At 59.0% G+C, this 24,430-nt stretch carries 16 protein-coding genes; 9 read left to right on the top strand and 7 right to left on the bottom strand.

From position 1 onward, the window contains the following. Nucleotides 1-4 precede the first annotated feature (4 nt). A complete protein-coding gene (locus tag ACJJU9_RS14065) occupies nucleotides 5-910 on the bottom strand; it encodes a LysR family transcriptional regulator (RefSeq protein ID WP_407728782.1) in 906 nt (301 codons plus the stop codon). Nucleotides 911-1,002: 92 nt separating this feature from the next. On the opposite strand from ACJJU9_RS14065, the gene ACJJU9_RS14060 reads away from it, so the two are divergent. The 4 genes from ACJJU9_RS14060 to ACJJU9_RS14045 are packed head-to-tail and all read left to right on the top strand — an operon-like array spanning nucleotide 1,003 to nucleotide 5,319. Next, nucleotides 1,003-1,782 (top strand): SDR family NAD(P)-dependent oxidoreductase, encoded by a 780-nt coding sequence (locus ACJJU9_RS14060; protein WP_407728781.1) that lies wholly within the window; start codon nucleotides 1,003-1,005, stop codon nucleotides 1,780-1,782. Beyond that, nucleotides 1,783-2,514, top strand: a complete 732-nt coding sequence (locus ACJJU9_RS14055) for an SDR family NAD(P)-dependent oxidoreductase (RefSeq protein WP_407728780.1) — start codon at nucleotides 1,783-1,785, stop codon at nucleotides 2,512-2,514. Nucleotides 2,515-2,543: 29 nt separating this feature from the next. Then, a complete protein-coding gene (locus ACJJU9_RS14050; protein WP_407728779.1) occupies nucleotides 2,544-3,950 on the top strand; it encodes an aspartate aminotransferase family protein in 1,407 nt (468 codons plus the stop codon). 1 nt (nucleotide 3,951) lies between these two features. Then, nucleotides 3,952-5,319: a glutamine synthetase family protein gene (locus ACJJU9_RS14045; protein WP_407728778.1), complete on the top strand. Its 1,368-nt coding sequence runs from the start codon at nucleotides 3,952-3,954 to the stop codon at nucleotides 5,317-5,319. A gap of 122 nt (nucleotides 5,320-5,441) precedes the next feature. Here the strand turns inward: ACJJU9_RS14045 and ACJJU9_RS14040 are convergent, their stop codons facing one another. Both ACJJU9_RS14040 and ACJJU9_RS14035 read right to left on the bottom strand, forming a co-directional pair. Then, nucleotides 5,442-6,665 (bottom strand): acyl-CoA dehydrogenase family protein, encoded by a 1,224-nt coding sequence (locus ACJJU9_RS14040; protein ID WP_407728777.1) that lies wholly within the window; start codon nucleotides 6,663-6,665, stop codon nucleotides 5,442-5,444. Between the two features lie 577 nt (nucleotides 6,666-7,242). After that, a complete protein-coding gene (locus tag ACJJU9_RS14035) occupies nucleotides 7,243-8,388 on the bottom strand; it encodes an IS481 family transposase (RefSeq protein ID WP_407728679.1) in 1,146 nt (381 codons plus the stop codon). 367 nt (nucleotides 8,389-8,755) lie between these two features. Here ACJJU9_RS14035 and ACJJU9_RS14030 point away from each other — a divergent pair, with 367 nt between their 5' ends. Genes ACJJU9_RS14030 through ACJJU9_RS14015 form a run of 4 tightly spaced genes read left to right on the top strand, consistent with a single transcriptional unit; the run spans nucleotide 8,756 to nucleotide 13,282 of the window. Beyond that, nucleotides 8,756-9,958, top strand: coding sequence for an SfnB family sulfur acquisition oxidoreductase (locus tag ACJJU9_RS14030; RefSeq protein ID WP_048369112.1), 1,203 nt, complete (start codon nucleotides 8,756-8,758; stop codon nucleotides 9,956-9,958). A 16-nt stretch (nucleotides 9,959-9,974) separates the two neighbouring features. Beyond that, the gene (locus ACJJU9_RS14025) at nucleotides 9,975-10,421 is read left to right on the top strand and encodes an acyl-CoA dehydrogenase (protein WP_153373789.1); all 447 of its coding nucleotides are present in this window, start codon (nucleotides 9,975-9,977) and stop codon (nucleotides 10,419-10,421) included. Between the two features lie 4 nt (nucleotides 10,422-10,425). Beyond that, nucleotides 10,426-11,826: an LLM class flavin-dependent oxidoreductase gene (locus ACJJU9_RS14020; RefSeq protein WP_048369110.1), complete on the top strand. Its 1,401-nt coding sequence runs from the start codon at nucleotides 10,426-10,428 to the stop codon at nucleotides 11,824-11,826. Between the two features lie 28 nt (nucleotides 11,827-11,854). After that, nucleotides 11,855-13,282 carry an FAD/NAD(P)-binding protein gene (locus tag ACJJU9_RS14015; protein WP_407728776.1) on the top strand — a complete coding sequence of 476 codons (1,428 nt, stop codon included), beginning with the start codon at nucleotides 11,855-11,857 and terminating at the stop codon, nucleotides 13,280-13,282. An 84-nt stretch (nucleotides 13,283-13,366) separates the two neighbouring features. Here the strand turns inward: ACJJU9_RS14015 and mgrA are convergent, their stop codons facing one another. Both mgrA and ACJJU9_RS14005 read right to left on the bottom strand, forming a co-directional pair. Continuing rightward, nucleotides 13,367-14,404: an L-glyceraldehyde 3-phosphate reductase gene (gene mgrA, locus ACJJU9_RS14010; protein WP_048369108.1), complete on the bottom strand. Its 1,038-nt coding sequence runs from the start codon at nucleotides 14,402-14,404 to the stop codon at nucleotides 13,367-13,369. Between the two features lie 433 nt (nucleotides 14,405-14,837). Next, on the bottom strand, nucleotides 14,838-19,346 hold the full coding sequence (locus ACJJU9_RS14005) for a SpvB/TcaC N-terminal domain-containing protein (RefSeq protein ID WP_407728775.1): 4,509 nt from the start codon (nucleotides 19,344-19,346) through the stop codon (nucleotides 14,838-14,840). A gap of 317 nt (nucleotides 19,347-19,663) precedes the next feature. Between ACJJU9_RS14005 and ACJJU9_RS14000 the strand changes: the two genes are divergently transcribed. Next, entirely contained in the window at nucleotides 19,664-22,309 is a 2,646-nt protein-coding gene (locus ACJJU9_RS14000; protein WP_407728774.1) for an RHS repeat domain-containing protein, read from the top strand. Nucleotides 22,310-22,405: 96 nt separating this feature from the next. Here ACJJU9_RS14000 and ssuD read toward each other — a convergent pair whose 3' ends face one another. Next, nucleotides 22,406-23,548 (bottom strand): FMNH2-dependent alkanesulfonate monooxygenase, encoded by a 1,143-nt coding sequence (ssuD, locus tag ACJJU9_RS13995; RefSeq protein WP_153332000.1) that lies wholly within the window; start codon nucleotides 23,546-23,548, stop codon nucleotides 22,406-22,408. Between the two features lie 10 nt (nucleotides 23,549-23,558). Further along, entirely contained in the window at nucleotides 23,559-24,122 is a 564-nt protein-coding gene (gene msuE / locus ACJJU9_RS13990; protein WP_048372627.1) for an FMN reductase, read from the bottom strand. Nucleotides 24,123-24,430: the final 308 nt, after the last annotated feature.

The following is a 24,430-nucleotide window of genomic DNA, read 5'->3' as shown; positions in this document are numbered from 1 at the left end:
CGATCTACGAGCGGCGCGGTTCGCTGTTGACCATCTCGCGCATCAGCGCCAGGTAGCGGCTGGCGCCTAATCCCAGCGGGCGGTTTTTGACCCAGACAATATCGACCCACAAGCGCATCTGGCTGGCCATGTTGTCAAACACCACCTCGGTCAGGGCTCCGGTTGCAATCAAGGGTTGCACCAACGGTCGCGGTAACCACGCCCAGCCAACCCCGGCTTGTACCAGATCAAGGGTCGCCAGGTAGCTGTCGCTCAGCCACACGCGGCGTGACAGCACCACCCGCGGGTCGGAGCCGGTGGGCTCGTCGGTGGCGACGATAATCTGCCGGGTGTTGACCAGCTCTTCTTCACGCAGCGGGCTTTTCTGCTCGCCACCCGCCGGGTGGTCTGGCGACACCACGGCCACCAGCAACTGGCTGCCGGCCTCGAGAAAGGTTTCGCGCTCATCAATACCCGGACGCTCAAAAACCAGCGCCAGTTGCACCGTGCCCTCGTGCAGCATGCGGATGGCCTGGGACTGCGAAGCCGAACGGATCTCGATTTCCAGGGTGGGAAATTCCCTGGCCAGCGTCGCCAGCGGGCGGCTCCAGACCCCGGTTTGCAGCTCTGGGGCCATGGCCACGATAAAGCGTTGCTCCAGCCCTTGATGCAGTTGCAAGGCGTGGGCATCGAGCAGGTTCAATTGGCTGGCGACCTGCCTGGCCTGCGGCTCCAATGCTCTGGCAGCGGGTGTGGGGATGGCTTTTCGGGTCGAGCGGTCGAACAGCGCCAGGTCCAGTTCGGCCTCCAGTTGTGACACCGCCATGCTCACCGCCGAGGGCACGCGCCCGAGCTTACGCGCTGCCGCAGAAAACGAACCGCTGTCGACGACGGCAAGGAATACCTTGAGTGTTTCGCTGGTGAAGGCCATGGGTTGTCAGTTTTGTTGATGATAATCGTCTTTTTTTATCAGCTTTATGAACCTAAATTCCAGTCCCATCACAACCGCAGGTGGATCGCAGCATGTTCAACGCGAATGATCAGGGGCGCGTCGCGCTCGTCAGTGGCGCCGGTAGCGAACGCGGCATCGGTATGGCCATTGCCCGCAGGCTGGGGGCGGCCGGGGTCAAGCTGATCATTACTGCCAGCAGCGCGCGCATTGCTGAGCGGGTCGCAGAGCTGCGTGCAGAAGGCTTTGACGCCCACGGCCGGGTCGCAGACCTGACCGATGAACACCAAGTGCATGAGTTGGGGCAGTGGGCCGAAAGCCTCTGGGGGCGCATCGATATTCTGGTGAACAACGCCGGCATGGCCATGCAAGGCAGCCCGGAACCGTTCAGTGAACTGGCAAGCATGGATTTGCACACCTGGAACCTGTCGCTGGCGCGCAACCTGACCAGCGCCTTTTTGCTCACCCGCGCCGTGTTGCCGGGCATGAAAGCCCGTGGCTACGGGCGCATCGTCAATGTCAGCTCAACCACCGGCACGCGCGGCAGCAACCCTGGCGAGTCGGCTTACAGCGCGGCCAAGGCCGGGATGCTCGGGATGAACATGGGGCTGGCCCTGGAAGTGGCCAGCCATGGCATTACCGTCAATGCGGTGGCCCCCGGCTGGATCGCCACTGGCTCCAGCACGCCAGAAGAAGCTGAAGCTGCACGCTACGTGCCCATAGGCCGCGCAGGCGACCCGCGAGAGGTGGCCAGCGCTGTGGCGTTTTTGGCGTCATCCGAGGCCAGCTACATCACCGGCGAAGTGCTGGTGGTGGATGGCGGCAACTGTCTGATCGAAAACAAGGCGCCCTGAATGTCTGAGTCCACCATTTCAGTGCTGGTGACCGGTGCCGCAGGCGGCGTCGGACGGGCGCTGGTTGAGCATTTTAAGAAGCAGGGCTGCAAGGTATTCGCCACCGATCTCGCGGCTTTAGAGGTTGACTACCAAGCCGATATTCGCCGCCCTGCGGCGTGTAAAGCGGTGGTTGCCGCTGCGGTGGCGGCTATGGGGCGCCTGGATGTGCTGATCAACGCCGCCGGTGTCTGGCGTGAAGGCCCGGTAGAGGAATGCAGCGAAGAAGACTTTGATCTGGTGCTGGATGTGAACCTCAAGGGCACTTTTTTTATGTGCGCTGCGGCCATCCCGTATTTAAAAGAATCTGAAGGCAGCATCGTGAATATTTCCAGCGATGCCGGTCGCCAAGGCAATAAAAACGCCGCCGCGTATTGCGCCAGTAAAGGCGGGGTGACGTTGCTGAGCAAAACCCTGGCGCTGGATTTGGCGCCCTTTGGCGTGCGTTGCAACGCGATTTCCCCCGGCGATATCGAGACCCCGATGCTCAGGTTTCAGGCCGAGCAATACGGCCAGGGCGATACGCAAGGCTATTACCGGGCCTTGCTGGACAAGTACCCGCAGGGCGCGCGTGCCCGTTTTATTCAGGCGCAAGAAATAGCCGAACTGGCGTTTTTCTTGAGCCAGCCCGGTGCGCGCTCGATTACCGGCGCCGACCTGGCCATCGATTGCGGCCTCTCGGCTGGCAACTAACAACAACACGCAGCAAAAAGGACTTAAGCATGTCGATCAGTGGAATTAGCGAATCAGCGGTTGAAGCGTTCGCAGCGGCCGAACGCGAGCGTTTTATCCAGAACAACCCCAAGTCGATTGCGCTGGCAGAGCGGGCCCGGGCCAACCTGTATAACGGCGTGCCCATGCACTGGATGAGTGACTGGTCAATGCCTACGCCGCTGTTTGTGCAGCAGGCCAAAGGCGCACGTTTCACCGATGTGGACGGTCATGAATACGTCGATTTTTGCCTGGGCGATACCGGCAGCATGTTCGGGCATTCCCCCGAGCCGATTGCCCGCGCCATGATCGAGCAAGCCCACAGCGGCCTGACCACGATGCTCCCCGGCGAAGATGCAGTGGTCTGCGGCGAATTGCTTGCCGAGCGCTTTGGCTTGCCGTTTTGGCAGGTGACCGCCACGGCCACCGATGCCAACCGCTACGTGGTGCGCTGGGCGAGGGCGATCAGCCAACGCAAGACACTGCTGGTGTTCGACGGCTGCTACCACGGCACCGTGGATGACGTGATGGTGCGCAATCGCGAGGGCGCCACGGTGCATCGTTCCGGTCTGGTCGGCCAGGCCTATGACCTGACCCAGTACAGCCGGTCGATCCCGTTCAATGACGTCGACGCGCTTGAGGCGGCGTTGGCGCAGGGCGATGTCTGCGCGCTGTTGTGCGAACCGGCGATGACCAATATCGGCATGGTCCTGCCCGCAGACGGCTTTATGCAAAAGTGCCGCGAACTGACGCGCCGCTATGGCAGCCTGCTGATCATCGATGAAACCCACACCATCTCCACCGGCATGGGCGGTTGTACCCGCCTGTGGGACTTGCAGCCGGACTTTTTTGTGGTCGGCAAACCGATTGCAGGCGGCGTGCCCTGCGCGGTATTCGGGTTTACCCAAGAAGTCGCGACGGGGATGCAGGCCGTGCAACAGAAAAAAACTGAACACAGCACCGGGCATGGCCACAGCGGCATGGGCACCACCCTGTCAGCCAATGCCCTGGCCATGCATTGCATGCGCGCCAATTTGCAGGAAGTCATGACCGAACAGGCCTACCAGCACATCTTGTCGCTGGCAGCCGATCTGGCCCAAGGGCTGCGGGGAGTGTTTAAACAGCATGGCCTGCAGTGGTCGGTGACGGAGTTGGGCGCACGCTGCGAGTTCCAGTTCTGTGCCGCGCCCCCCAAAACCGGCGCGCAAGCCGAGGCGGCGTTCCATGACAGCCTGCAAATGGCCTTGCACCTGTACCTGATCAACCGCGGGATCCTCATCACGCCGTTCCACAACATGACCCTGTGCTGCCCGTCCACCAGCGCGGCGGACGTCGAACGTTTAATTGGCGAACTGGATCAAGCGCTAAGCACCTTGCTGGCGCTGCCGGGTGCCCGCGTCGCTACTCAAGAGGTTTGAAATGCAGTTTGCCGATAGAAAAGAAGCTGAAGCCTTTTTGGCTGCCAACCCGCAGGTGCGCAGCATCGAGCTGTTTCTGATCGACGCCAACGGCGTGCCGCGTGGCAAGTTGCTGCATCGCGATGAGCTGCTGGCCATTTACGACAACGGACGACCGCTGCCCAGTTCGATTCTGGCGTTGACCCTCCAGGGTGAAGACGTTGAAGGCACCGGGCTGGTCTGGGACGTGGCCGACGCAGATTGCTGGACGTACCCGTTGCCCGGAAGTCTGACCGTACAACCCTGGCGCACCACGCCGACCGGCCAGTTGCAGGTGAGCATGCACCCCGAACAGGGCTTGCCAGCAGCCCCGGCCGATCCCCGGCATGTGCTTGCGCAGACCATTGACCGGCTCAAGGCCGACGGCTATCACCCGGTGATGGCGGTTGAGCTGGAGTTTTATTTGCTCGACCGCCAACGTGACGCCAATGGCCGCCCGCAACCGGCACTGCAAGCCAATGGCGTGCGCCCGCAGGCGCCGCAGGTGTACGGGATTTACGAGCTTGAGCAGCTACAGCCTTTTCTGGACGACCTGTATGCCGCCTGCGAAGCGCAAGGCTTGCCGGTGCGCACGGCAATTTCCGAGTACGCGCCCGGTCAGGTCGAGCTGACCCTTGAGCATCGTTTCGACGCACTGCAGGCCATTGATGAAGGCGTGCGCTACAAGCGATTGGTCAAAGGGGTGGCCAACAAGCACGGGCTACAGGCCTGTTTTATGGCCAAGCCGTTCAGCGATCAGGCGGGCAGCGGTTTGCACCTGCACGTAAGCCTTGCCGATGAACAGGGGCATAACCTCTACGCCAGTGATGACCCGCACGGTACGCCGCTGCTGCGCCATTCCATCGGCGGGATGATGCACACCCTGACGGATTCACTGGCGATCTTTTGCCCTCACGCCAACTCGTACCGGCGCTTTCAGGCCAGCAGTTATGCGCCGCTGGCCAAGAGTTGGGGGGTGAACAACCGCACCGTGTCCTTTCGCGTGCCCGGTGGCCCTGCGCAGAGTCGGCACATCGAACATCGCATCTGCGGCGCCGACGCCAACCCGTATCTGGCGGCGGCTGCGTTGCTGGCGGGGATCCATCTCGGCATCCGTCAGCAGATCGATCCCGGGGCGCCGATTGTGGGTAATGGCTATGAGCAGGCGACCGACTTTCTACCCACCGACTGGCTCACTGCGCTGTTGGCACTGGAGCATTCAAGCTGGGCACGGGAAGCGTTGGGGGAGGGGTTTATCAAGGTCTACCTGGCGATCAAGTGGCAGGAGTACCGGCTGTTCAACGCTGAAGTGGGTGAGCAGGACTGGCGCTGGTATTTGACCCACGCTTGAGCTGTGAAAAAACCTGTAGTCGCTGCCGAGGCACGAGGCTGCGATGGGTTGCGAAGCGACCCCTCTGACGGCGGTCCTGCGGCCCGCATCGCAGCCTCGTGCCTCGTCACCGACTACGTCTTTTAGCTTTTTACGCTGTTGCCGATCTGCCAGACGTATTTGGGTTCGATGCCGTTGACCACCCAGTCGCCGATGATCCGCGCCTTGAAGATCCACGGGTTATGCGAAGCGGCGGTGCGGGCATTACGCCAGTGACGGTCCAGCGACTTGTTGATGCTGACCCCCGAGGCACCCAGCGCATTGAACAGGTCGGTGGTTGCCCGCAGTACCAGTTCCGAGACCACGACTTGAGCCTTGGACGTTTCAATTTCGGCGTCGATATTGGCCTGACGTTCGGCTTCGGCATCGTTGGCAAAACGCGCAAGGTAAGCGCGCTGCAGCGGTTCGGCCGAGCGCAGGGTGGCCGCTTCGGCGGCGTAGACCTGTGCCGAGATTTGCCCCACCACCTGCTGTATTTGCGGGTCGCCGTGGGTGGTATCGGCAGAGCCCTGGCTGAACACGCGCTTGCGGGTGCGCACTTCATGGGCCACATCGCGCTCCACGGCACGGCCAATCCCGGCCAGCACCGCCAGCAAGACCAACTGATAAAACGCGGTCTGGTATTTGAAGCGGGTTTCGAACGGGATCACCTGCTCGGCGCTCAGCGGTACCTCGACATACAGCGACGTGCCGCTGCCTGTGGTGCGCTGGCCAAAGCCGTCCCAGTCATCGCTGTGGCTGACGCCCGAGTGACGGGCGTCGACGATGGCAATCACATCGGCGCCGTTGTCCGAGCGCTGCGCGTAGACGTCCACCCAGTCGGCAAAAATGCTGCCGGTGCTGTAATACTTGGCGCCGTTGAGCACAAAATTCTCGCCTTCCGGGCGCACTTTGGTGATGACCTCACCGATTTTAACTGCGCCGATTTCGGTCCAGCCGTTGCCCACCAGATCCCCCGTTACAAAACGCGCAAACCAGGCATTCCGCGCCGGGCTTGGCGGAGCATTGAGACGGTCTTCGACAAAGGCAAAATGGCCACGCAGCGATTGCACAATGTTCGAGTCGGCCTCAGCCAGTTCGATCAGCAACTGGAACAGCTGGCTGATTGAAGCCCCCGCGCCGCCGAACTCCACGGGCACCCGCACGGCGCCAAACCCGGCCTCTTTCAGCCAGCGAATCGGCTCAAAAGGCAGGTCGCGCGCCTGCTCGCGCTCTACCGTCCCGGCGGCGATTTGCCGGAACAGTGGGCGAAAACGATTGGCCAGCGTTTCGTAGTCGGTGCCGACGGACAGAGGGTTTTGACTCATGACAATGCTCCTGCATAAATAAAGGTCATTGGCATGCCCGTTGCACACTCTGTGCCGTTAAATCGCAAGCCGATAATTCGGGCGTTTGGTGCTTTTTTGTCAGCTCAACTGTTGGCTTTGCAACAGTGGATTAACACGTTGTACGCCAATCCAACAGCACCGCTCCCCCCTGTAGGAGCGAGCTTGCTCGCGATCTGTTGATCTTGATCTGGTTTTTGATCTTGATCTAAGAGGCCCCCTTAAACCACGCTGGCCGAGCGCAGGTTTTGCGCAGAGGGTAACCCGGCAGGACGCCGGGTTAGCCGCGACACGGCCAGGGATGGCCGATCGCGGCGGCCCTCGGAGCAAAGCCTGTGGTGAGGGCATGCCGAGCCTCAGCGAGGCACCGAGGGGTAGGGGCAAAAAGCGTTTGGCCACTTTGCGCTTTTCAAAGTGGCACGGCGTAAGGCCGGAACCCTAAGTGGCCGTTGCCGCAGCAATGGATATGTACATAAAAGCCAAAGCCCCCTCACCCTAGCCCTCTCCCTGTATGGACCGGGGACATAGCGAACACTTTGTTCGGAGACATAGCGAACAGTTAACGAAGCTTTTTCCCTGATATTACAACCCCGGTCACTCTGTCAATTTGCGCAATACGATGGCTTCCCCAGAAGACATCGTATTGCCCATCTTCAATACCCTCTTGTACACCTACACGCTCGCCTTTAAAGCCTTTACCGAGCCTCCAGGGCTGACCCTGCCAGTAGATCTCACCTTTAGCCTGCACCTTTCGCACATGAAGCTCAGCACCGTACTCGATGGCAGGTAGCACCTCCTGATACTCCCGTGCGCTGGGCGTATAGCGAGACGCTGGTACCTGCATGCCTATGCCACCGTGCGGGCGCTCGTAGTTGTAGATCTTGCGCCATTCATCCAGCGTGAACTGCGCGCTGGGCAGGTCAATCAGACACAAGCCCTTAAAAACCTCCCTGATCATGCTGCGATGCTGTCTTTCCAGCTTGCCCTGCGTTTGAGGGTGGTAGGGGCGTGAGTGGCTCACCCTTACGCCCTGACGCATGATCCAGATTTCCAGCCCTGTATACGCATCAGGCTCGTCGCCCCACGGCGCCCCGTTGTCCATCGTCATGCGCTCAGGTAGCCCGTAATGGCGAAACGCATTGATCAAATGGGCCTGTACGGTACTGCGCTGCTCGTTGCCACAGGCGGCGATAGTTAAAAAGAAACGCGAGTGGTCATCCAGAAGTGTCAATGGATGGCAGCGACCCGTACGCATGGGCACATGGCCTTTAAAGTCCATTTGCCACAGATCATTGGGCTGCTCGTGTTCAAATCTGATGAATGGTTTGACTAGACCTGCATGAGGGTCGATGCGCTCATTACGCTTGAGAATGGCATGAACCGTACTGGCTGCAGGCATGTTGTTGCCGCGCCGCTCAAGGCATCCCTTGATCTTGCGCGCCCCCCAGCCGGTGTGCTCGATATTAAGCGCCAGTATCTGCTTCTCAGACTCGTGAGCAGTTCGATTAGGCGAACTGTGGGGTCGACGGGACCGATTTATCAGCCCGTCTTTACCCTCACATTGGAAACGCTTGAGCCATTTATAAGCAGTGGTGCGGCCGATATTGAAGTGCTCGCACAATGCTTTGATGTTAGCGCCCTCAGCCAAAGCCAAGGCGACGAATTCGAGACGAAGATCCACTGCGGACACCTCTTTCCAGGACACATCACACCTCCTAAGGGGTCAATGTGTCCTATTAAAAGTGTTCGCGATGTCTCCGAACATTGTGTTCGCTATGTCCCCGGTCCATACACTCCCGAAGGAGAGGGAACCGATTGGGGGATGCTGAAGATATTCGGTGGCCTGTTTGCTGCGCGACAGCGCGGCGTCGTAGACGGGGCGGCAACTCCTACAGGTATGTGTTGCTATCGCAACTGTTGCTTAGCCAACAGCAAGTGGACAGATTGCACGTGAGTTGTTGTTATTTGCTCAGCATTAAATTTACTAACTATATGATTTATAACGATATTTAAAAACGGCACGACCTGTGCAATGGGGACTTCAGTGTTTTCCACTGGATTGGAGTCTGCCCATGAGCATTTCTGTATCACCCCCTGCCAAGGCCCATGTGATCGCCTCGGATGCCGAGGCCATCGAGATCGCCAAAGCCCTGGCGGTGCGTTTTGCTGAAGAAGCCTCGGTGCGTGACCGGGACCGGCGTTTGCCGGTGGCCGAGCTGGATCTGTTTGCCGCCAGTGGCCTGTGGGGCATTACGGTGCCTAAGGCCTACGGCGGGGCCGGGGTGTCGTATGTCACCGTTGCCGAGGTGATCAAGATCATTTCGGCTGCCGACTCATCATTGGGGCAAATCCCGCAAAACCATTTGGGCGTGCTGGATATCCTGCTGCACACCGGCAGCGAAGAGCAGAAGCGTTACTACTACGGCAAAGCCCTGGAGGGCTGGCGTTTCGGCAACGCCTTTTCAGAATCCAAGAGCAAGAATGTCGGCGCCTTTCAGACCCGGATCCGCTTTGAAGACGAGCATGCGGTGGTCGACGGTGAGAAGTTTTACTGCACTGGCGCACTGTTCGCCCATATCGTCCCGGCGGTGGGCGTGGATGAACAGAATCGTCCCTTTATCGCCTTCGTTGAGCGCGACAATCCGGGGCTGACCATCATCGACAGTTGGGACGGTTTCGGCCAACGCACCACCGCCAGTGGTGGTGCTGTGCTGGCAGGCGTGCGCGTGCCATTGAGCGCCGTGATCCCGGCGTATAAAGCCTTTGAAGAGCCCACGGCAGACGGTCCGATCTCGCAAATCATTCAGGCGGCAGTGGACACCGGCATCGCCCATGGCGCCTTTGAACAGGCGCTGATTCATGCGCGGTTGTCCCGCCCGTGGGTCGACAGCCAACTGGATCACGGCTGGCAAGACCCTTACACGATTGCCGCCATTGGCGATTTGCAATGGCGCCTGCACGGCACCGACGCGATTCTGGCCAAGGCCGGGCGGGCCATTGATCACGCGCTGCGCTCGCCCAGCGAAGAGAGCGTGGCTGAAGCCTCGGTGATCGTGGCTCAGGCCAAAGTGCTCTCGGCCGAGATCGCCTTGCTCGCCAGCAGCAAGCTGTTCGAACTGGCCGGTACACGCTCGGTGCTCGGCAAACACAACCTAGACCGCTTTTGGCGCAACGCCCGTACTCACACCCTGCATGACCCGGCGCGCTGGAAATACCACCTGATCGGCAACCGCCTGCTCAACGGCATCCTGCCTCCACGCCATGCCTGGAACTGATAGAGGACTCACCATCATGAACAGCCCGGCAATCGCTTTGCCCAACCAGCTTGCAGCAGCGGCCGAAGACTTGCGTCTGGCCCGCCAAGGCCTGGAGCAGACCCTCACATTCGTTCGCGAACAGGCTCAACCGTGGGCGCTCAGCGGCTTAAGCAAGGCCGTGGACGACCCGTACATCATCGGCAAGTTTGGCGACCTGAACATTCGCCTCGACGTGGCCGAGGCCCTCTATCAGCGCGCGCAACACTTTGTTGGCCCGGCTGCCGAGATCCTGGTGGCGACGGCCGAAGCCGTGCTCGCCAGCGCCGAAGCATTGCAGGCGGTGGGCAACGTGCAGCAAGAGCTTACCGGCAGCCGTTCGCCGTCGCCTTCTCTGGAAGGCCGCGAACCCTTGCGCTGGCAGGCCCGGATTATTGGTAACTACCGTTTGAACGGCGTCATACCGCCTCAGCTTCAGGAGTAAACAGATGTCCCGTGAAATTCGTCTCAACGCTTTCGACATGAACTGTGTGGGCCACCAGTCGCCCGGCCTGTGGGCGCACCCGCGTGATCGTTCGTGGCAATACAAAGACCTGGAATACTGGACCGATCTGGCAAAAATCCTCGAACGCGGCAAGTTTGACGGCTTGTTTATCGCCGACGTGCTGGGCATTTACGATGTTTATCGCGGCAACGGCGAGGCGGCGATTCGTCAGGCGGCGCAAGTGCCGGTCAATGACCCGCTGCAACTGATTCCACCCATGGCGATGGTCACTGAGCATTTGGGTTTTGGCCTGACTGCGTCGTTGTCGTTTGAGCACCCGTACCCGTTCGCCCGTCGTCTGTCCACGCTTGATCACCTGACCAAGGGCCGTGCTGGCTGGAACATCGTGACCTCGTACCTGGAAAGCGGCGCCAAAAATCTCGGGCAAAAAACCCAGACAGCCCACGACTCGCGCTACGACTTCGCTGAGGAATACCTGGAAGTTTGCTACAAACTCTGGGAAGGCAGCTGGGAAGACGGCGCTATCCTGCGTGACCGTGAGCGCCGGGTGTTCAGTGATCCGAGCAAGATTCATGAGATCCAGCATGTCGGCGAGCACTTCCAGGTGCCTGGCATTCACCTTTGTGAGCCATCGCCGCAGCGTACGCCGGTGTTGTACCAGGCCGGAGCCTCCAGCCGTGGCAAGCAATTTGCCGCTGAACATGCCGAGTGCGTGTTTGTGGCATCGCCGTCCAAGGCCTTGTTGAAAAAGACCGTGGCCGATATTCGCCGTCGTGCTGCCGAGGCGGGCCGTGATCCGTCGAAAATCCTGATTTTCAACCTGCAAACGGTGATCGTCGGCGAGACCGACGCCAAGGCCAAAGCCAAGTTCGAAGAGTACAAAAGCTACGTCAGCTACGAAGGGGCGATGGCCTTGATTTCGGGCTGGACCGGCATCGACTTCAGTCAGTTCAAACCTGACGAGCCGCTCAAGCATGTGCACACCAACGCCATCCAGTCGGCAGTGGAAACCTTCTCGACTGCCGATCCGAACACGATCTGGACGCCAAATGCGCTGGCCGACTGGGTGGGTATCGGTGGTTTTGGCCCGTTGTTTGTCGGCGGCCCGGAAACCGTGGCCGACCTGCTTGAAGAGTGGGTGGCCGAGACCGACGTCGACGGGTTCAACCTGGCTTATGCCGTGACCCACGAAACCTTTATCGACGCGGTGGAGTTGCTGGTACCGGAGTTGCAAAAGCGCGGGGTGTACAAAAAGGAATATGCGCCGGGTACATTGCGCGAGAAACTGTTTGGCGAGGGCCCGAAACTGGCGGATTGGCACCCCGGTGCCGGCTACCGTAACCTCGGCGAACTGAACCGGGCGCGTGAAAAAGAACGTGCGTGATGAGCTGTTTTCAAAAGAGAGAATACCCATGAGTGAGCCACAAGGCGGACAGGCAACGTCTGCCATCCGCGAGGCCGATGTGTTGATTGTTGGCGGTGGCCTGAGCGGCACCTTGCTGGCCATGCAATTGCTGCGTTTGCCGGGTGCCCGGAATATCGTGCTGGTCGAGCCGCGGGTCGAACTGGGGCGGGGCGAGGCTTACAGTGCCACTGAACTGGGGCATACCCTGAACGGCAATGCGGCGCGCATGAGCATTGACCCGGACGATGCCGATGATCTGACGCGCTGGCTCAACGCGCATATTGCAAGCGGCGGCTGGCCTGAGTCGGCGTTGCAGAATGTGCCGGTCGAGCACCTGTTCCCGCCACGCGGGCTGTTTGGCCAGTATGCCCAGCAGAGGCTGGCCGAAGCGCTGGCCACCGGTTCGGCGCAAGGCTCAAGCCTGACCCATGTGCGTGACGAAGCCATCGACCTGCAAACCGAGCAAAACCGGGTTCAGGTGACCCTCAAGGACGGGCGTCAGTTGCAGGCGGCGGTGGCTGTGTTGGCCACCGGCATGTTCCCGGCCGCGCGTACGGCGCAGCGCCAGTCCAGCGGCCTTAACGCGGCCGCGCTGGACCCTTGGGATGTTCAGGCATTGCGCGATTTGCCGGTGGATGCACGGGTGCTGATCATTGGCTCCGGGCTGACCATGGTCGATGCGCTTGAGTCGTTGAATCGGGCCGGGCATCGCGGCTCCATCGAGGTATTTTCACGGCACGGCCTGTTGCCGCACGTGCGGCGTCAGCCACCGGCCTGGGAAGACTTTTTGACTCAGGACCCGGAGATTCGCAGCCCGTTGCAATTGCTCCGGGCGTTGCGTCGCCAGTGTGAGCTGGCCGAGGCGGCGGGCATTGACTGGCAGGCGCCGCTGGACACCGTGCGCGTGCATATCGGTCGGTTGTGGAGCCAGGCCAGTGATGTTCAGCGTCGCCAGTTTGTGCGCCATGTGCGGCCGTGGTGGGAAAGCCATCACCACCGTTCGCCGCCACAGGGTAATGCCTTGCTGGAGCAGTTGCTGGGGGAAGGGCGGTTGACCATCAATGCCGCGTCACTGCAGGGCGTGGAGGTCAGCGCTGACGGACGTCCACGGGTTCACCTGCGCTATCGTGGGCAGGCGCAGGTGAGGGTGGTTGAAGGGGATGGCCTGATCAATTCCACCGGCATTGAATACGACTGGCGTCGGGTCGATAAAGCCTTGCCGCGTCAGTTGTTGGAGCGGGGGTTGATTCGTGCAGGCAACCTGGGCCTGGGTATTGCTGCTGATCCGTCAGGGGCTGTGCTCAATGCACAGTCGGAACCGGCGAAACGCCTGTTTGCCATGGGCCCGCCGTTGCGTGGCGAATGGTGGGAAAGTACCGCCGTGACCGATGTGGCCTTGCAGGCCAAGGCGTTGGCGGCGCGGTTGGCGTTGTAATGCAGGTGTAGGAGCGAGCTTGTCTCGCGATCTTTTTAGAAGATCAAAAGATCGCGAGGCAAGCTCGCTCCAGGTGAGGCTGGGTTATTCAGCCGTTGATGGTTTTTCCCATAGGTTGATCCCGCCTTCCTGGGCAAAGCGGTCGATTTCGGCCAGTTCTTCTGCGCTGAACGCCAGGTTCTGCAACGCACCGACGTTTTCGACAATTTGCTCGGGGCGGCTTGCGCCAATCAGTGCCGAGGTCACGCGCGGGTCACGCAGGGTCCAGGCCAGTGCCAGTTGGGCCAGGCTCTGACCGCGGCGTTTGGCGATCTCGTTGAGCGCGCGTACATGGGCAATGTTGCTTTCAGACAAGTGCTTGCTCTGCAACGAACCACCACCCGGGCGATTGACCCGCGCATCAGCCGGAATGCCATTGAGGTATTTGTCCGTCAGTAAACCCTGCGCCAGCGGGGTGAAGGCAATCACCCCGGTGCCGAGTTCCTCGGTGGTGTCCAGCAGGTCTTTTTCCACCCAGCGATTCAACAGGTTGTACGCCGGTTGGTGGATCAGCAGCGGTACTTTCCACTCTTTGAGCAGCGCCGCGATTTCACGGGTTTTGACCCCGGAGTACGACGAAATCCCGATATACAGCGCCTTGCCTTGTTGTACGGCTGTGGCCAGAGCGCTGGCGGTTTCTTCCAGCGGGGTGTCCGGATCGAAGCGGTGCGAGTAGAAAATATCGACGTAGTCCAGGCCCAGGCGCTGCAGGCTCTGGTCAAGGCTGGCGAGCACGTACTTGCGTGAGCCGCCGCCCTGGCCGTAAGGGCCGGGCCACATGTCCCAGCCGGCTTTGCTGGAGATGATCAGCTCGTCGCGGTAGTGCTTGAAGTCTTCGCGCAGCAAACGGCCAAAGTTGATCTCGGCACTGCCATACGGCGGGCCGTAGTTGTTGGCGAGGTCAAAGTGGTTGATGCCCAGGTCGAAGGCGGTGCGCAGCAGGGCGCGCTGGGTGTCGATGGGCGTGCTGTCGCCAAAGTTGTGCCACAGCCCCAGGGACAGGGCTGGCAACACCAGGCCGCTGCGGCCTACGCGGCGATAAGGAATGGATTCATAGCGGTTTTCGGCTGCGGTATAAGTCATCGAAAAGTCTCGTGTTGAGAAGGTAGAGACCCTGCATCCCGGTTGGCCGGACGCTTCAATCCCAAGTGTTCACGCAGTGTCGCAGGCGCGGGATGAGGCGATATGCGCCCCGGTTGCCCGCCGTTTTCGGCCTTGTTCGGCGAGGCTTAGGTTCGCTCTGGCTTTCGATCAGGTCAACACCTTAAGCAACCCTGGATACAGACCCGCCAGCAGATTATTTATTAATACGTTGGCGATCCCTATTGAACACTGCCCGACAATGTATTGCGTGTACCTGTGCTATCTGCGGACGATAGGCCTCAACTGCCTCAAAGACACGATCAAGGTTGCCTTCGAATGTTCTATTGTCCTGAGATGTTGTTGTTTGAGGTTCAATAAAAATTACACCGTAGTTTCTTGTCGGGTGTTTAGAAAACCTGGGGCCATTCAGTCGTCATTCACGACGGTTTCGCAACTGTGCCAGTAATGTCGCCTTCAACGGTGCTGGCGGCACCTCTTGGTCCAGGTCATTTTCATCTTCGCTGATGGTGTACCACGTCAGGTAGGTTTGGCGGCGCCATCCGCCTCTGGCAGTGAAGGTGTCCGTCGGCCGCCCCAGTGAGTCGTAGAACTGGAGATTGCTGTAACCGAACTCACGAAAGGACTCATCGTTGATATAGCGATGTTTATCCGCGAAGTAAGGCTGATACGTACGAATCGCCAGGCCTTTGTTGTTGTATTCCACCCGCTCACTGACCCGCCATCGCGGTACGTCCTGTACCTGGACCGGTTTACCGTTTTCGATGATCAGGTTGCCTTCATCGTCGACCGCAAAGGCATAGCCATTCTCGACTTTCTGTTTGCTTTGCAGGGGGCGGCCAAAACCGTCGAAGCTCGCCAGGCTGATGCGGATTTGTTGAGCGGCATCTCCAGGGTAACGATCTGCCACCAGCACGGCGCTGTGTACCGGCTCGCGCCGGACCGCCTGAGCCAGGAGCGCCAACTCCGGGTGGGTCATGGCGCGGGCCCGAGCCTTGGCACACAGATGCCCGGAGGGTATGACGTCACCTGAGGCCACATGCTTGCGCATCCAGGCCTTGTCATTACGCAAGGTGTCGGGCACACGGCCCATCCAGCTAAACGCGTCGTAGACACTCACCGATGCGGCGTTTTTAATCGCGTCTTCAGGGCTTTCGATGGCCGCCCCCGGATCTTTGATGCTCGTTTCAAAACTGCTGATCGGATCAAATCCGATCGCTTCCCCGCGTTCGGTCCCGTAGAAGCTGCTCGCCCGCAGTTGCCCGAACGCGTCAAAAATGGCCTCTTGGGTATTTTGGTTAGGGTCGACGATGCGCCACGCTTGCAGGGTTCGGTAGTCATAGGTAGCCACGGTGCTACAGCCATCCGGAGTGGTGACACTGAGCGGCGCCAGGAAGTACGGGTCATAGGTGACGGTTGTCAGACCATGACTGAGGGTGGGCCGAAATTGCAGGATGTTGTAAAACTGGGCCGCCGTGCCGTAGCTCGCGAATCCGCGTCTGACGGCCCACAGCGCCTCTCCATCGTTGGGTAAAAAAACCGCCATGCGTACATAACCCAGCTCTTCGAGGCGCTGATAAAGATCAGCACGCTTGGTAAATACACGGTCATAGGCGGCCAGCGCGGTTTCATCCAGCTCCGCCGTTTCAGTGAAGTCGGCGAGTGCCGTCAGTGTGGCTTGACCACCTTTGTAATGCTGGACGGCTTGCCCTGTCAGCACGCGTTCTTGTCGTGGCCTGAGCGGCCCTGCCAGGGTATCCAATAGCGTTTCGTAACCCAGCGTTTCGGGGGACAGTTCGCTTGCAGGGAGCACCAGGGCATTAGTGCGCGTCCGGTAGGGCAAGCCAAGACGCCAGGCTTTACGGGTCGTCAGGTTGATCGCCTGGGCCCGGCTTTCGCTCAAGTAATAAGACTGCTGGGCCTCATCGTGCGCTGCCTGCCACCACCGTTGTTGATGTTCGTCGATGAACGGAGGCACGCTGGCAGACGTTTTGCGCCGTGCATAATCGACTACAACGGCGTGAGTCGAGCTGCCATAGGCATCCCAACTCAGTCCTACGCTGTGCTTGCAGAGCGGATCAAAATCTTCGATTTGGTTGGTAACGCTGTCGTACTGGTAGCTGATGGATTCCAGCGGCAACACCAGCATTGCCGCGTAGGGCTGACGGTGTTCTAGGTCCTGGGCCATTAGCTCACGGACCAGGTATCGATTGTGTTGCACCGAATACAGCACGTTATGACCGTCGGCATCTTCCAGACCAAAGACTTCTACGCGAAGGGGGGAGCCGCTAAGGGTTCGTGCCACTTCGCGCAATTGGGTCTGCGTAGGCGCGAGAACAAGGTTGTCATGGTGCCGAGTTTCACCCCCACCGATGTTTTCAGCCTTGTAACGGCTCAGCAGGGTAGGGCCTAAGGGTTGAGCCTTAGTGTCCCGCAGGTCATAACCTTCTGGCGCAAGCTCGGGGTAGCGGCCGGTGTGGAACCAGGTTTTGGTCAGTGTCGGGGCGGTATAGCCTACCGGTGTGTTTGCGTTTTCGGCAGCTTCGGTATCAGTTTGGATCAGCAGACCAAAACCGCGGACTTCTCGCTCAAGACCGTCGTAGAAGCCCTGACGATACTGGAAGTGTTGAGTCAGGCGATTGCCGGTAATCTCGTCGAGTTGAGTTTGCTGAGCCACCACGTGCATCGGAAACGGCAGGTAGCAAACGGCAGGCTTTTGAGCGGCAAGCAGTGATTGCTTTTCGTCCAGCCACTCCTGGGCCGAACTGCGATATCTGACAGTGCCTGTTGCCCCCATGTTGTTATTGGTTTCAACAAGCATGTACGGCTTGGCCTGTACAAAGTCGCAACGCCAATGGCGTGGTGACATGTGCGGTGATGTAAAAATCAGGCTCGAACAACCCAGCCCTTGCAGGTCTGCGGTACTGAGCTGGCAGGTATTGTCGTAACGAACGCCTTCGGGCCAGGGCACGCTTTGCCTGGCAGCAAAAGCGTTACCGCATTGGTTCATATAGATATCGATCGTTTGCGAGTTCAGGTACAGAATATCGGCCGCACCGCTGCCATCCAGATCGGCCAGTAATACACGGGATGCGTCAAAGTCTGCGTACTGCGCAAACTGCGGGCAAGGCAGCAAGAAGCCTTTGCCAAAGTTACCCCGACCCAGATTCGGCCAGCAGCGCACCTCATTGTGGCGAATACGTACCAAGTGTTGTTGGCCGCTGCCCAGCAGGTCGCTGAATGCTACGACTTCGGTTCGGCTGTCACTGAGCAAGGGCAGATGGTCGTCTGGCAGCGGGTGGGGCACGTCCAGTGCAGCGCTAAAACCTGCTTCGCGGCGATTGGCATACAGGCGCACGCTGCGCGTGCCGATCAGTGCCAGATCGGAGAGTCCGGCACCGATCAAATCGGCCATTTGCCCTTGCGGGTGGAAGAACTCCTGAGGGAATGCTGCGAACGTTGCAAAGCGTGACCATGTGCGATCCGGGTTGAGGGTGAAAAAACCGCTCAAGCCTGGCTGGGCTACGATCCAGTCCAGTTTTCCGTCGCCGGTCAAATCGGTCAGTGACTGCTGCACCGGCTTGCTGGAGTCAGCCACTGGATGCGTAGGCAACGATTGCCAAGGGCCATATTTGACTTGGTTGGTGTCACCCGAGTCGGCGCGCATCGGTTCGCGGTACAGCCAATTATCATCACTTCGGTACAACACGCCGGGCATGCCTTCGCCATAAAGGTCCAGCAGTTGATACTGCTGGCCATCATTGAGGCCGGGCATGGACTCAAACTCGGTAAAGTGCTGATCCTGCAGCTTAAACGCTGAGTAGGTGAACTCCACAGGAGGGCGAAACTCTGCTGCGCCATCATCACCATAGGCGATGAGATGGGCTGCCACCAGGCAGTTGTAACTCAGTGGGCTGGTTTCATAGTTCAGCAGCAGGCGCTGCACCAGCATTGGCGCCTCACCCAATTCGTCGGGGAAGTGATGAAACATCAATACTTGACGGCACAGACGCAGATTGCCCAGTTCAAAGCCGTAGGCAAAACTTGAGTGCGGGTCGCTGCGTACCGGCCATACGGTTTCTTCTTCATAGGTGGGTTTTTCGGTCAGCTCGACTGTGCGCTCGCCGTAGTCAAACAGCAGGTCGAAATGCCACTGAGCACTTTCAAGCGCTTGCTCATCCCATAAGTAAAGCGCGTCATACGCCTCGAAATTGCCGTAACGCACGCGGTTCAGATAGCACTGGGCGATGAAGTCGCGAGGGTGCTCGGGGTCCAGCCCCACCTCGTCTTCAGATTTGTACTCGTAAAGCACGTGCTCACCGTGGGCGTTCATGGTCTCTTCCAGCAACCATTCGCCGACCCGCAGCGGGTTGTGCGGGTCCGTACTGCGAGAGCCGGGACGTAAGCCAAATACAGACTGGCTGCCATCGGCGCTGTATACCCGCCAAAAACCCGGGTCTAGCGGATCTGTCGGTTTGGCCGGTGCTGGCCGCCAGTGCTCAATGCGATCGAAAGCGCCTTCGGCACGGGCAAAGTGGCGGGTCACATCGTATGCAATGCCTTGTTGGGTAACACGCGTCGCGAAACGCTCGCCCTGTTGATCTCGCTCAGCCAGCCACACATCACCGCTGGGGCCGACAATCACATCCTCGTCAGTGTAAGTGGGTACGCCCTTGTTGCTGCGTCGGGCAACAACCCCGCGGTTGAGCGCCCAACCCAGGCCAAAAAGCCCGTTCCCCGCTGAACTGCTGTAGCTCAAACTCAGAGAAGGCCCATAACCACGTCCCGCCGACACAGGTAAAGGCAGCCCACTGCTGGCAGCCCCTGAGCTGCCAACCGCGCCCCAACCTTTACCGATGCTTTGAATCGCGCCGCCGCCTTTGGGCAGTACCGGGGTAGAAACACTCAGCGAGTCTTCGGCCATGATCAAATACTCCGGCGGGGCAGTTTTTTGGCGGCTTTACCTGATTGGGCAGGGAGTGCAGCAGCCGCGAGCGCGCCCATGAGGTCCTGTCGATCAGGTGCGAGGGCCTTTTCGGGAAGTTTGGCGGTGGGCACAAGTGTCATGAGAAGTGAATGTGTGGCCATTTCCGCATCCTGGTCGTGTAGATGATTTCTGACCAAGCTACGGAATTTTCCTACTTCTGTGACCTGTCATTTCTGACAGTTGTTTAAAGTATTTACAGAGCGCTACTGTCACCAGATTGAACACTAACCTCATATTCTGAGGCGGTATTGAGCATGTCCCTGCACCAAAACACCCCGACTTTGACTGTGAGCGACCCTCGCGGTCTTGTCGTGCGCACGGTGTCTTGGCACCGAAGTGCAACGCAGGACACGGTACAAGCACGCAATACGCTTCAGCGCTACGACGCGATTGGCCGGTTGAACCAGCAATGGGACCCGCGTTTATTTGAACTGAGCGATCTCGCAAACCAATCCAGGCTGTACAGCCTCAGCGGCCAAGCGCTGCTGACCACGAGCGTGGATGCCGGCTGGCGGCTTGCCTGCCATGACGCTGCCGGGCAGTTGCGTGATAGCTGGGACGGGCGTGACACCCATCGGCGCTTTACCTACGATGAACTGATGCGGCCAGTGAATGTGTTCGAACACGATCCGCCGCTGTGCGTGGAGCGTTTTACCTACACGGGCGCCGACGAAGAGGCCGCCCGCCACAACCGCTGCGGGCAACTGCTTCGCCACGATGATCAGGCAGGCTGCCTGTGGCATGACGCATTTGCCCTCAGCGGGCAGCCGCTGAGCGAAGCGCGGCAATTCTGCACCACACTGACGCAGCCCCATTGGCCCGCGTCTGAAGCCGATCTTGAAGACACGGCTTACACCACGCGCTGGCGTCACGATGCGCTGGGCGCTGTTATCGAGCAGACCGACGCCCTTGAGCACGTGCAACGTTTTGAAGTGGATGTGGCCGGGCAACCTCTTGCGTCCTGGCTGGACGATGTTGCCTTGCTTAAAAGCACGACCTACAACGCCTTTGGCCATGTAGAAACTGAGCAGGCAGGCAACGATGTGACGACCACGGCCTATTACTCGGCGCGGGACGGCCTGCTGTCCAACCTTAAGGCCAAAAGATCAGACGGCAAGACGCTACAGGACCTGCACTACCAGTACGATCCGGTAGGCAACATCACCCGTATCGAAGACCTTGCCCAGCCGGTGCAATGGTTTGCCGGGCAGCGTATTCAGGCAGTCAGTACGTACGCCTATGACACGCTCTATCAATTGATCAGCGCCACCGGTCGCGAAAACGCCAGCCAAACCATCGGGCCGAACCTGCCGGGGCTGGAGATTTTCGGCTCGGTGGATGACAGCCGTTGGCGCACTTACAGCCAGACCTACAGCTACGACAGTGGCGGCAACCTGACCCGGCTCAAGCACGCTGCCGGGGCTGGCAATGGCTACACCCGCGAAATGGTCGTCGACGCACGCAGCAACCGCAGCCTGTTCAAGGACGGCTCACCGTTAGATTTTGCCAAGGCGTTTGATGCCAACGGCAATCTCCAGGCTTTGGCCCCTGGCCAACTTATGCAGTGGGACAGCCGCAACCAGTTGCAGCACGTAACCCAAGTGCAGCGCGAAGATCCCGATGGTCAGGACGACGATACGGAAACCTACGTCTATGACGGCGGCGGCCAGCGCGTGCGCAAAGTACGCCGAGCCAAAACCCGGGGTGGCGAGCACATCAGCGAAGTGCGCTACTTGCCTGGGCTGGAGATCCGCAGCCGCACATCAGGCGAGCAATTGCACGTGGTGCTTGCCCAAGCGGGGCGTAATGCCGTGCGTTTGTTGAACCGGGAAAATGGCCAGCATCAACACCGTTACAGCGTGAATGACCACTTGGGCAGCAGCACGCTGGAGCTGAATCAAAGCGGAGAAGTCTTAAGCCAGGAAAGTTACTACCCCTACGGCGGTACGGCCTGGTGGGCGGCCAAAAATGCACTGGAAGCCCGCTACAAAGTGATTCGTTATTCGGGTAAAGAACGGGATGCAACCGGGTTGTATTACTACGGGTTCCGTTATTACGCACCGTGGTTGCAGCGCTGGATAAATCCGGATCCGGCGGGGGATGTGGATGGGTTGAATGTGTTTTGTATGGTTAGAAATAACCCGGTCAGTTGCTCCGATACCGATGGGCGAATGCTTCGAGCTGCAAACCAAGCCTTTGCTAATGAATCAGATGAGCCTGAAGTAAACGCTCAGGACCACATGAGTAACGTATTGGCTTTCTCATTATTAACTCAGCTCTCTCCAGAGGATGACAGCGATGAGAGAGGTAGTGAGAACGCAACAGTTGATTTTTTTCGAGTGGATCTTGCTCCACCCAGTGAAGTATTAGCCCAAGGTTTCCAAGGTAATAATACAGAGAGAGTACTAAAGTATTTTGGAGACGATACGATTTTCGTAGCTCAGGATCTGGAGGGTATAGATGCCTTTAGAGCAGAGGTGTCTAACAAAAGTGAGAATATGTTTGGTGAGGCGAGAAAGTACTATTTTGAAATGAAACTGGTAGGAGGGTATTTTAAAGAGGTTCCAAGGCCGCTTTATTTATATAAGATTTCGATTCCTGAACATCATCCTCATAAAGTGCTGAGCAGTGCGGTGAATGAAGATGGCTTCATTGAGGCTGCTTTTATAGCAACTTATGGGGAGGGTGATGTGGCCATGCTGAAAGAAAACAGTGAAGAGTTATATGAATTAAATATTGAAAATTTTAAATCAGTTCTTGAAGGGTATGCGCTGAGCTTTAATGTGACTAAAGAGGTGCAGGTGAAAGGGCCTATAAAGCCGGAATTTATAACGCATATTAACCCGGGTGAAGAAGTGTTCATGAGAATGAATGCCGTGAGGCCAAAGAGAGCCGCATGAGGTTCGACTGAATATTCGGTCGTTTCGCTTGCACATCGTTCAGTGACGTTATTGCAGGCCGTGATAAAAATCACAGCCTGTCTCGGCTCTTACAGGTTATTTGGCCTGGCCTGGCAGCACATCATTGGCGATCATTTCGCCAAAGGGCCCGGTCAGGTTGGTGATGCCGCGACCCGCCAGGCTGGCGTAAGGTTCTGGCAGCAGCGGGAACACCAGTTCAGCAAAGCGATAGGCTTCTTCCAGGTGCGGGTAGCCCGAGAAGATAAAGCTTTCGATGCCCAGGTCGGCGTATTCCTTGATGCGTTCAGCCACCTGTTGCGGGTTGCCCACCAGCGCGGTGCCGGCGCCGCCGCGAACCAGGCCGACGCCTGCCCACAGGTTGGGTGAGATCTCCAGATTGTCGCGGCGCCCGTCGTGCAGCGCAGCCATGCGCCGCTGGCCTTCGGAATCAAAGCGCGAGAAGGACTTTTGCGCGGCGGCTATGGTTTCGTCGCTGATGTGTTCGATCAGGGTGTCGGCGGCTTTCCAGGCTTGCTCCTCGGTTTCACGGACAATCACGTGCAGACGAATGCCAAAGCGTACGGTGCGGCCCAAGCGTGCTGCGCGTTCACGTACATCGGCGATTTTCTCGGCCACGGCCGCAGGCGGTTCGCCCCAGGTCAGGTACACGTCAACCTGCTCGGCGGCCAGGTCATGAGCGGCGTCGGACGAACCGCCGAAATACAGCGGCGGATAAGGTTTTTGCACCGGCGGGTAGAGCGCCTTGGCGTTCTGCACGTGTAAGTGCTTACCTTCAAAGTCGACCGACTCGCCTTGCAGCACCCGGCGCCAGATTTTCAGAAACTCATCCGACACTTCGTAGCGTTCGCTGTGGCTGAGGAAGCTGCCATCACCGCGGTTTTCATCCGGGTCGCCGCCGGTCACCACGTTAATTAACAAGCGCCCGCCGGACAGCCGGTCCAGGGTGGCCGCCATACGCGCCGACACGGTCGGCGAGATGATCCCCGGACGAATCGCCACCAGATAACGCAGGCGCTCGGTCAACGGTACCAATGCCGAGGCGATGACCCACGAGTCTTCGCAGGAGCGTCCGGTCGGGATCAAAACGCCGTAGTAGCCCAGGTCATCAGCCGCCTGGGCGACTTGTTTGAGGTAGTTGAGCGTGACCGGGCGAGCACCTTTGGTGGTGCCCAGAAAGTGGCCGTCACCGTGGGTGGGGAGGAACCAAAACACATTCATGAAGAAGTCCTTAAGCGATTTTCAGCAAAGGTGTGGCCGAGGCGCCAAACAGCGGCGCGGCACGTTCTGCAGCAAGGCGGATACGAGCCTGCAAGGGCTCGCTGATTATTTGGTAATTGGCGAAATCAGACTCGGTGGCATACACGCCGATCGGCAGCGTCAACGCCTGGAAAAAGCTGAACAGCGGACGCAACTGGTGTTCGAGCACCAGCGCATGGCGATCGCTGCCACCGGTGGCGGCCAGCAACACCGGGGTGTCGATCAGGCCGTTGATATCCACCAGATCGAACAGATGCTTGAGCAGGCCGGGGTAGGAGCCGCGATACACCGGGGTGGCAATGATCAGCAGGTCGGCGTTTTCAATCGCCTGGATCTCGGCATCGACCTCAGGGCTCAGTTCCTGGCGTGACAAGGCGCCGCCCAGTTGCCGGGCAATAGTGCCCAGCTCAATCAAGCGGCTTTCGATAGTGAGCCGGGTTTGCAGTTCATCGAGAATGGCCTTGGCCAACACCAGAGTGCGCGAAGGGCTGTACGCCCCACCCGAAACGACGACGACTTGCAGCGCGTTAGACATGTTCGAATCCTTGGCTAGTGTTCAGCAGACTGTGGACAGGTACTCCCTGTCAGCAATCTCCGTACCAACAGGCAAACCCCTGTAATTCGGGGGGTTGGCCGGAGGCGGGCAAGGCGGGCGCTGTTGATTGAGTGGTTAAGTGCAGATTTGCTGTTTGATTTGCAACAGTTGCTGGATGAACACTTGGGCGATGCAAGAGGGCGATGGCGGACATAGATTCGGACACAAACAATGGCCGTAACGATCCCTTTTTGGCCTGCCTACCCCTGTGAACCGCTCCAGCGGTCGGCAAGAATCAAATCAACTTA

This window comes from Pseudomonas helleri, assembly GCF_045830615.1.
Classification (GTDB): Bacteria; Pseudomonadota; Gammaproteobacteria; order Pseudomonadales; family Pseudomonadaceae; genus Aquipseudomonas; species Aquipseudomonas helleri.
Note: the sequence above shows the minus strand (reverse complement) of the source record. Positions and strands in the feature narration are given on the sequence as shown.

Coding starts and splice junctions, on each gene's coding strand:
- ACJJU9_RS14065 (WP_407728782.1), bottom strand. CDS start 910: ATGGCCTTCACCAGCGAAACACTCAAGGTATTCCTTGCCGTCGTCGAC.
- ACJJU9_RS14060 (WP_407728781.1), top strand. CDS start 1,003: ATGTTCAACGCGAATGATCAGGGGCGCGTCGCGCTCGTCAGTGGCGCC.
- ACJJU9_RS14055 (WP_407728780.1), top strand. CDS start 1,783: ATGTCTGAGTCCACCATTTCAGTGCTGGTGACCGGTGCCGCAGGCGGC.
- ACJJU9_RS14050 (WP_407728779.1), top strand. CDS start 2,544: ATGTCGATCAGTGGAATTAGCGAATCAGCGGTTGAAGCGTTCGCAGCG.
- ACJJU9_RS14045 (WP_407728778.1), top strand. CDS start 3,952: ATGCAGTTTGCCGATAGAAAAGAAGCTGAAGCCTTTTTGGCTGCCAAC.
- ACJJU9_RS14040 (WP_407728777.1), bottom strand. CDS start 6,665: ATGAGTCAAAACCCTCTGTCCGTCGGCACCGACTACGAAACGCTGGCC.
- ACJJU9_RS14030 (WP_048369112.1), top strand. CDS start 8,756: ATGAGCATTTCTGTATCACCCCCTGCCAAGGCCCATGTGATCGCCTCG.
- ACJJU9_RS14025 (WP_153373789.1), top strand. CDS start 9,975: ATGAACAGCCCGGCAATCGCTTTGCCCAACCAGCTTGCAGCAGCGGCC.
- ACJJU9_RS14020 (WP_048369110.1), top strand. CDS start 10,426: ATGTCCCGTGAAATTCGTCTCAACGCTTTCGACATGAACTGTGTGGGC.
- ACJJU9_RS14015 (WP_407728776.1), top strand. CDS start 11,855: ATGAGTGAGCCACAAGGCGGACAGGCAACGTCTGCCATCCGCGAGGCC.
- mgrA (WP_048369108.1), bottom strand. CDS start 14,404: ATGACTTATACCGCAGCCGAAAACCGCTATGAATCCATTCCTTATCGC.
- ACJJU9_RS14005 (WP_407728775.1), bottom strand. CDS start 19,346: ATGGCCGAAGACTCGCTGAGTGTTTCTACCCCGGTACTGCCCAAAGGC.
- ACJJU9_RS14000 (WP_407728774.1), top strand. CDS start 19,664: ATGTCCCTGCACCAAAACACCCCGACTTTGACTGTGAGCGACCCTCGC.
- ssuD (WP_153332000.1), bottom strand. CDS start 23,548: ATGAATGTGTTTTGGTTCCTCCCCACCCACGGTGACGGCCACTTTCTG.
- msuE (WP_048372627.1), bottom strand. CDS start 24,122: ATGTCTAACGCGCTGCAAGTCGTCGTCGTTTCGGGTGGGGCGTACAGC.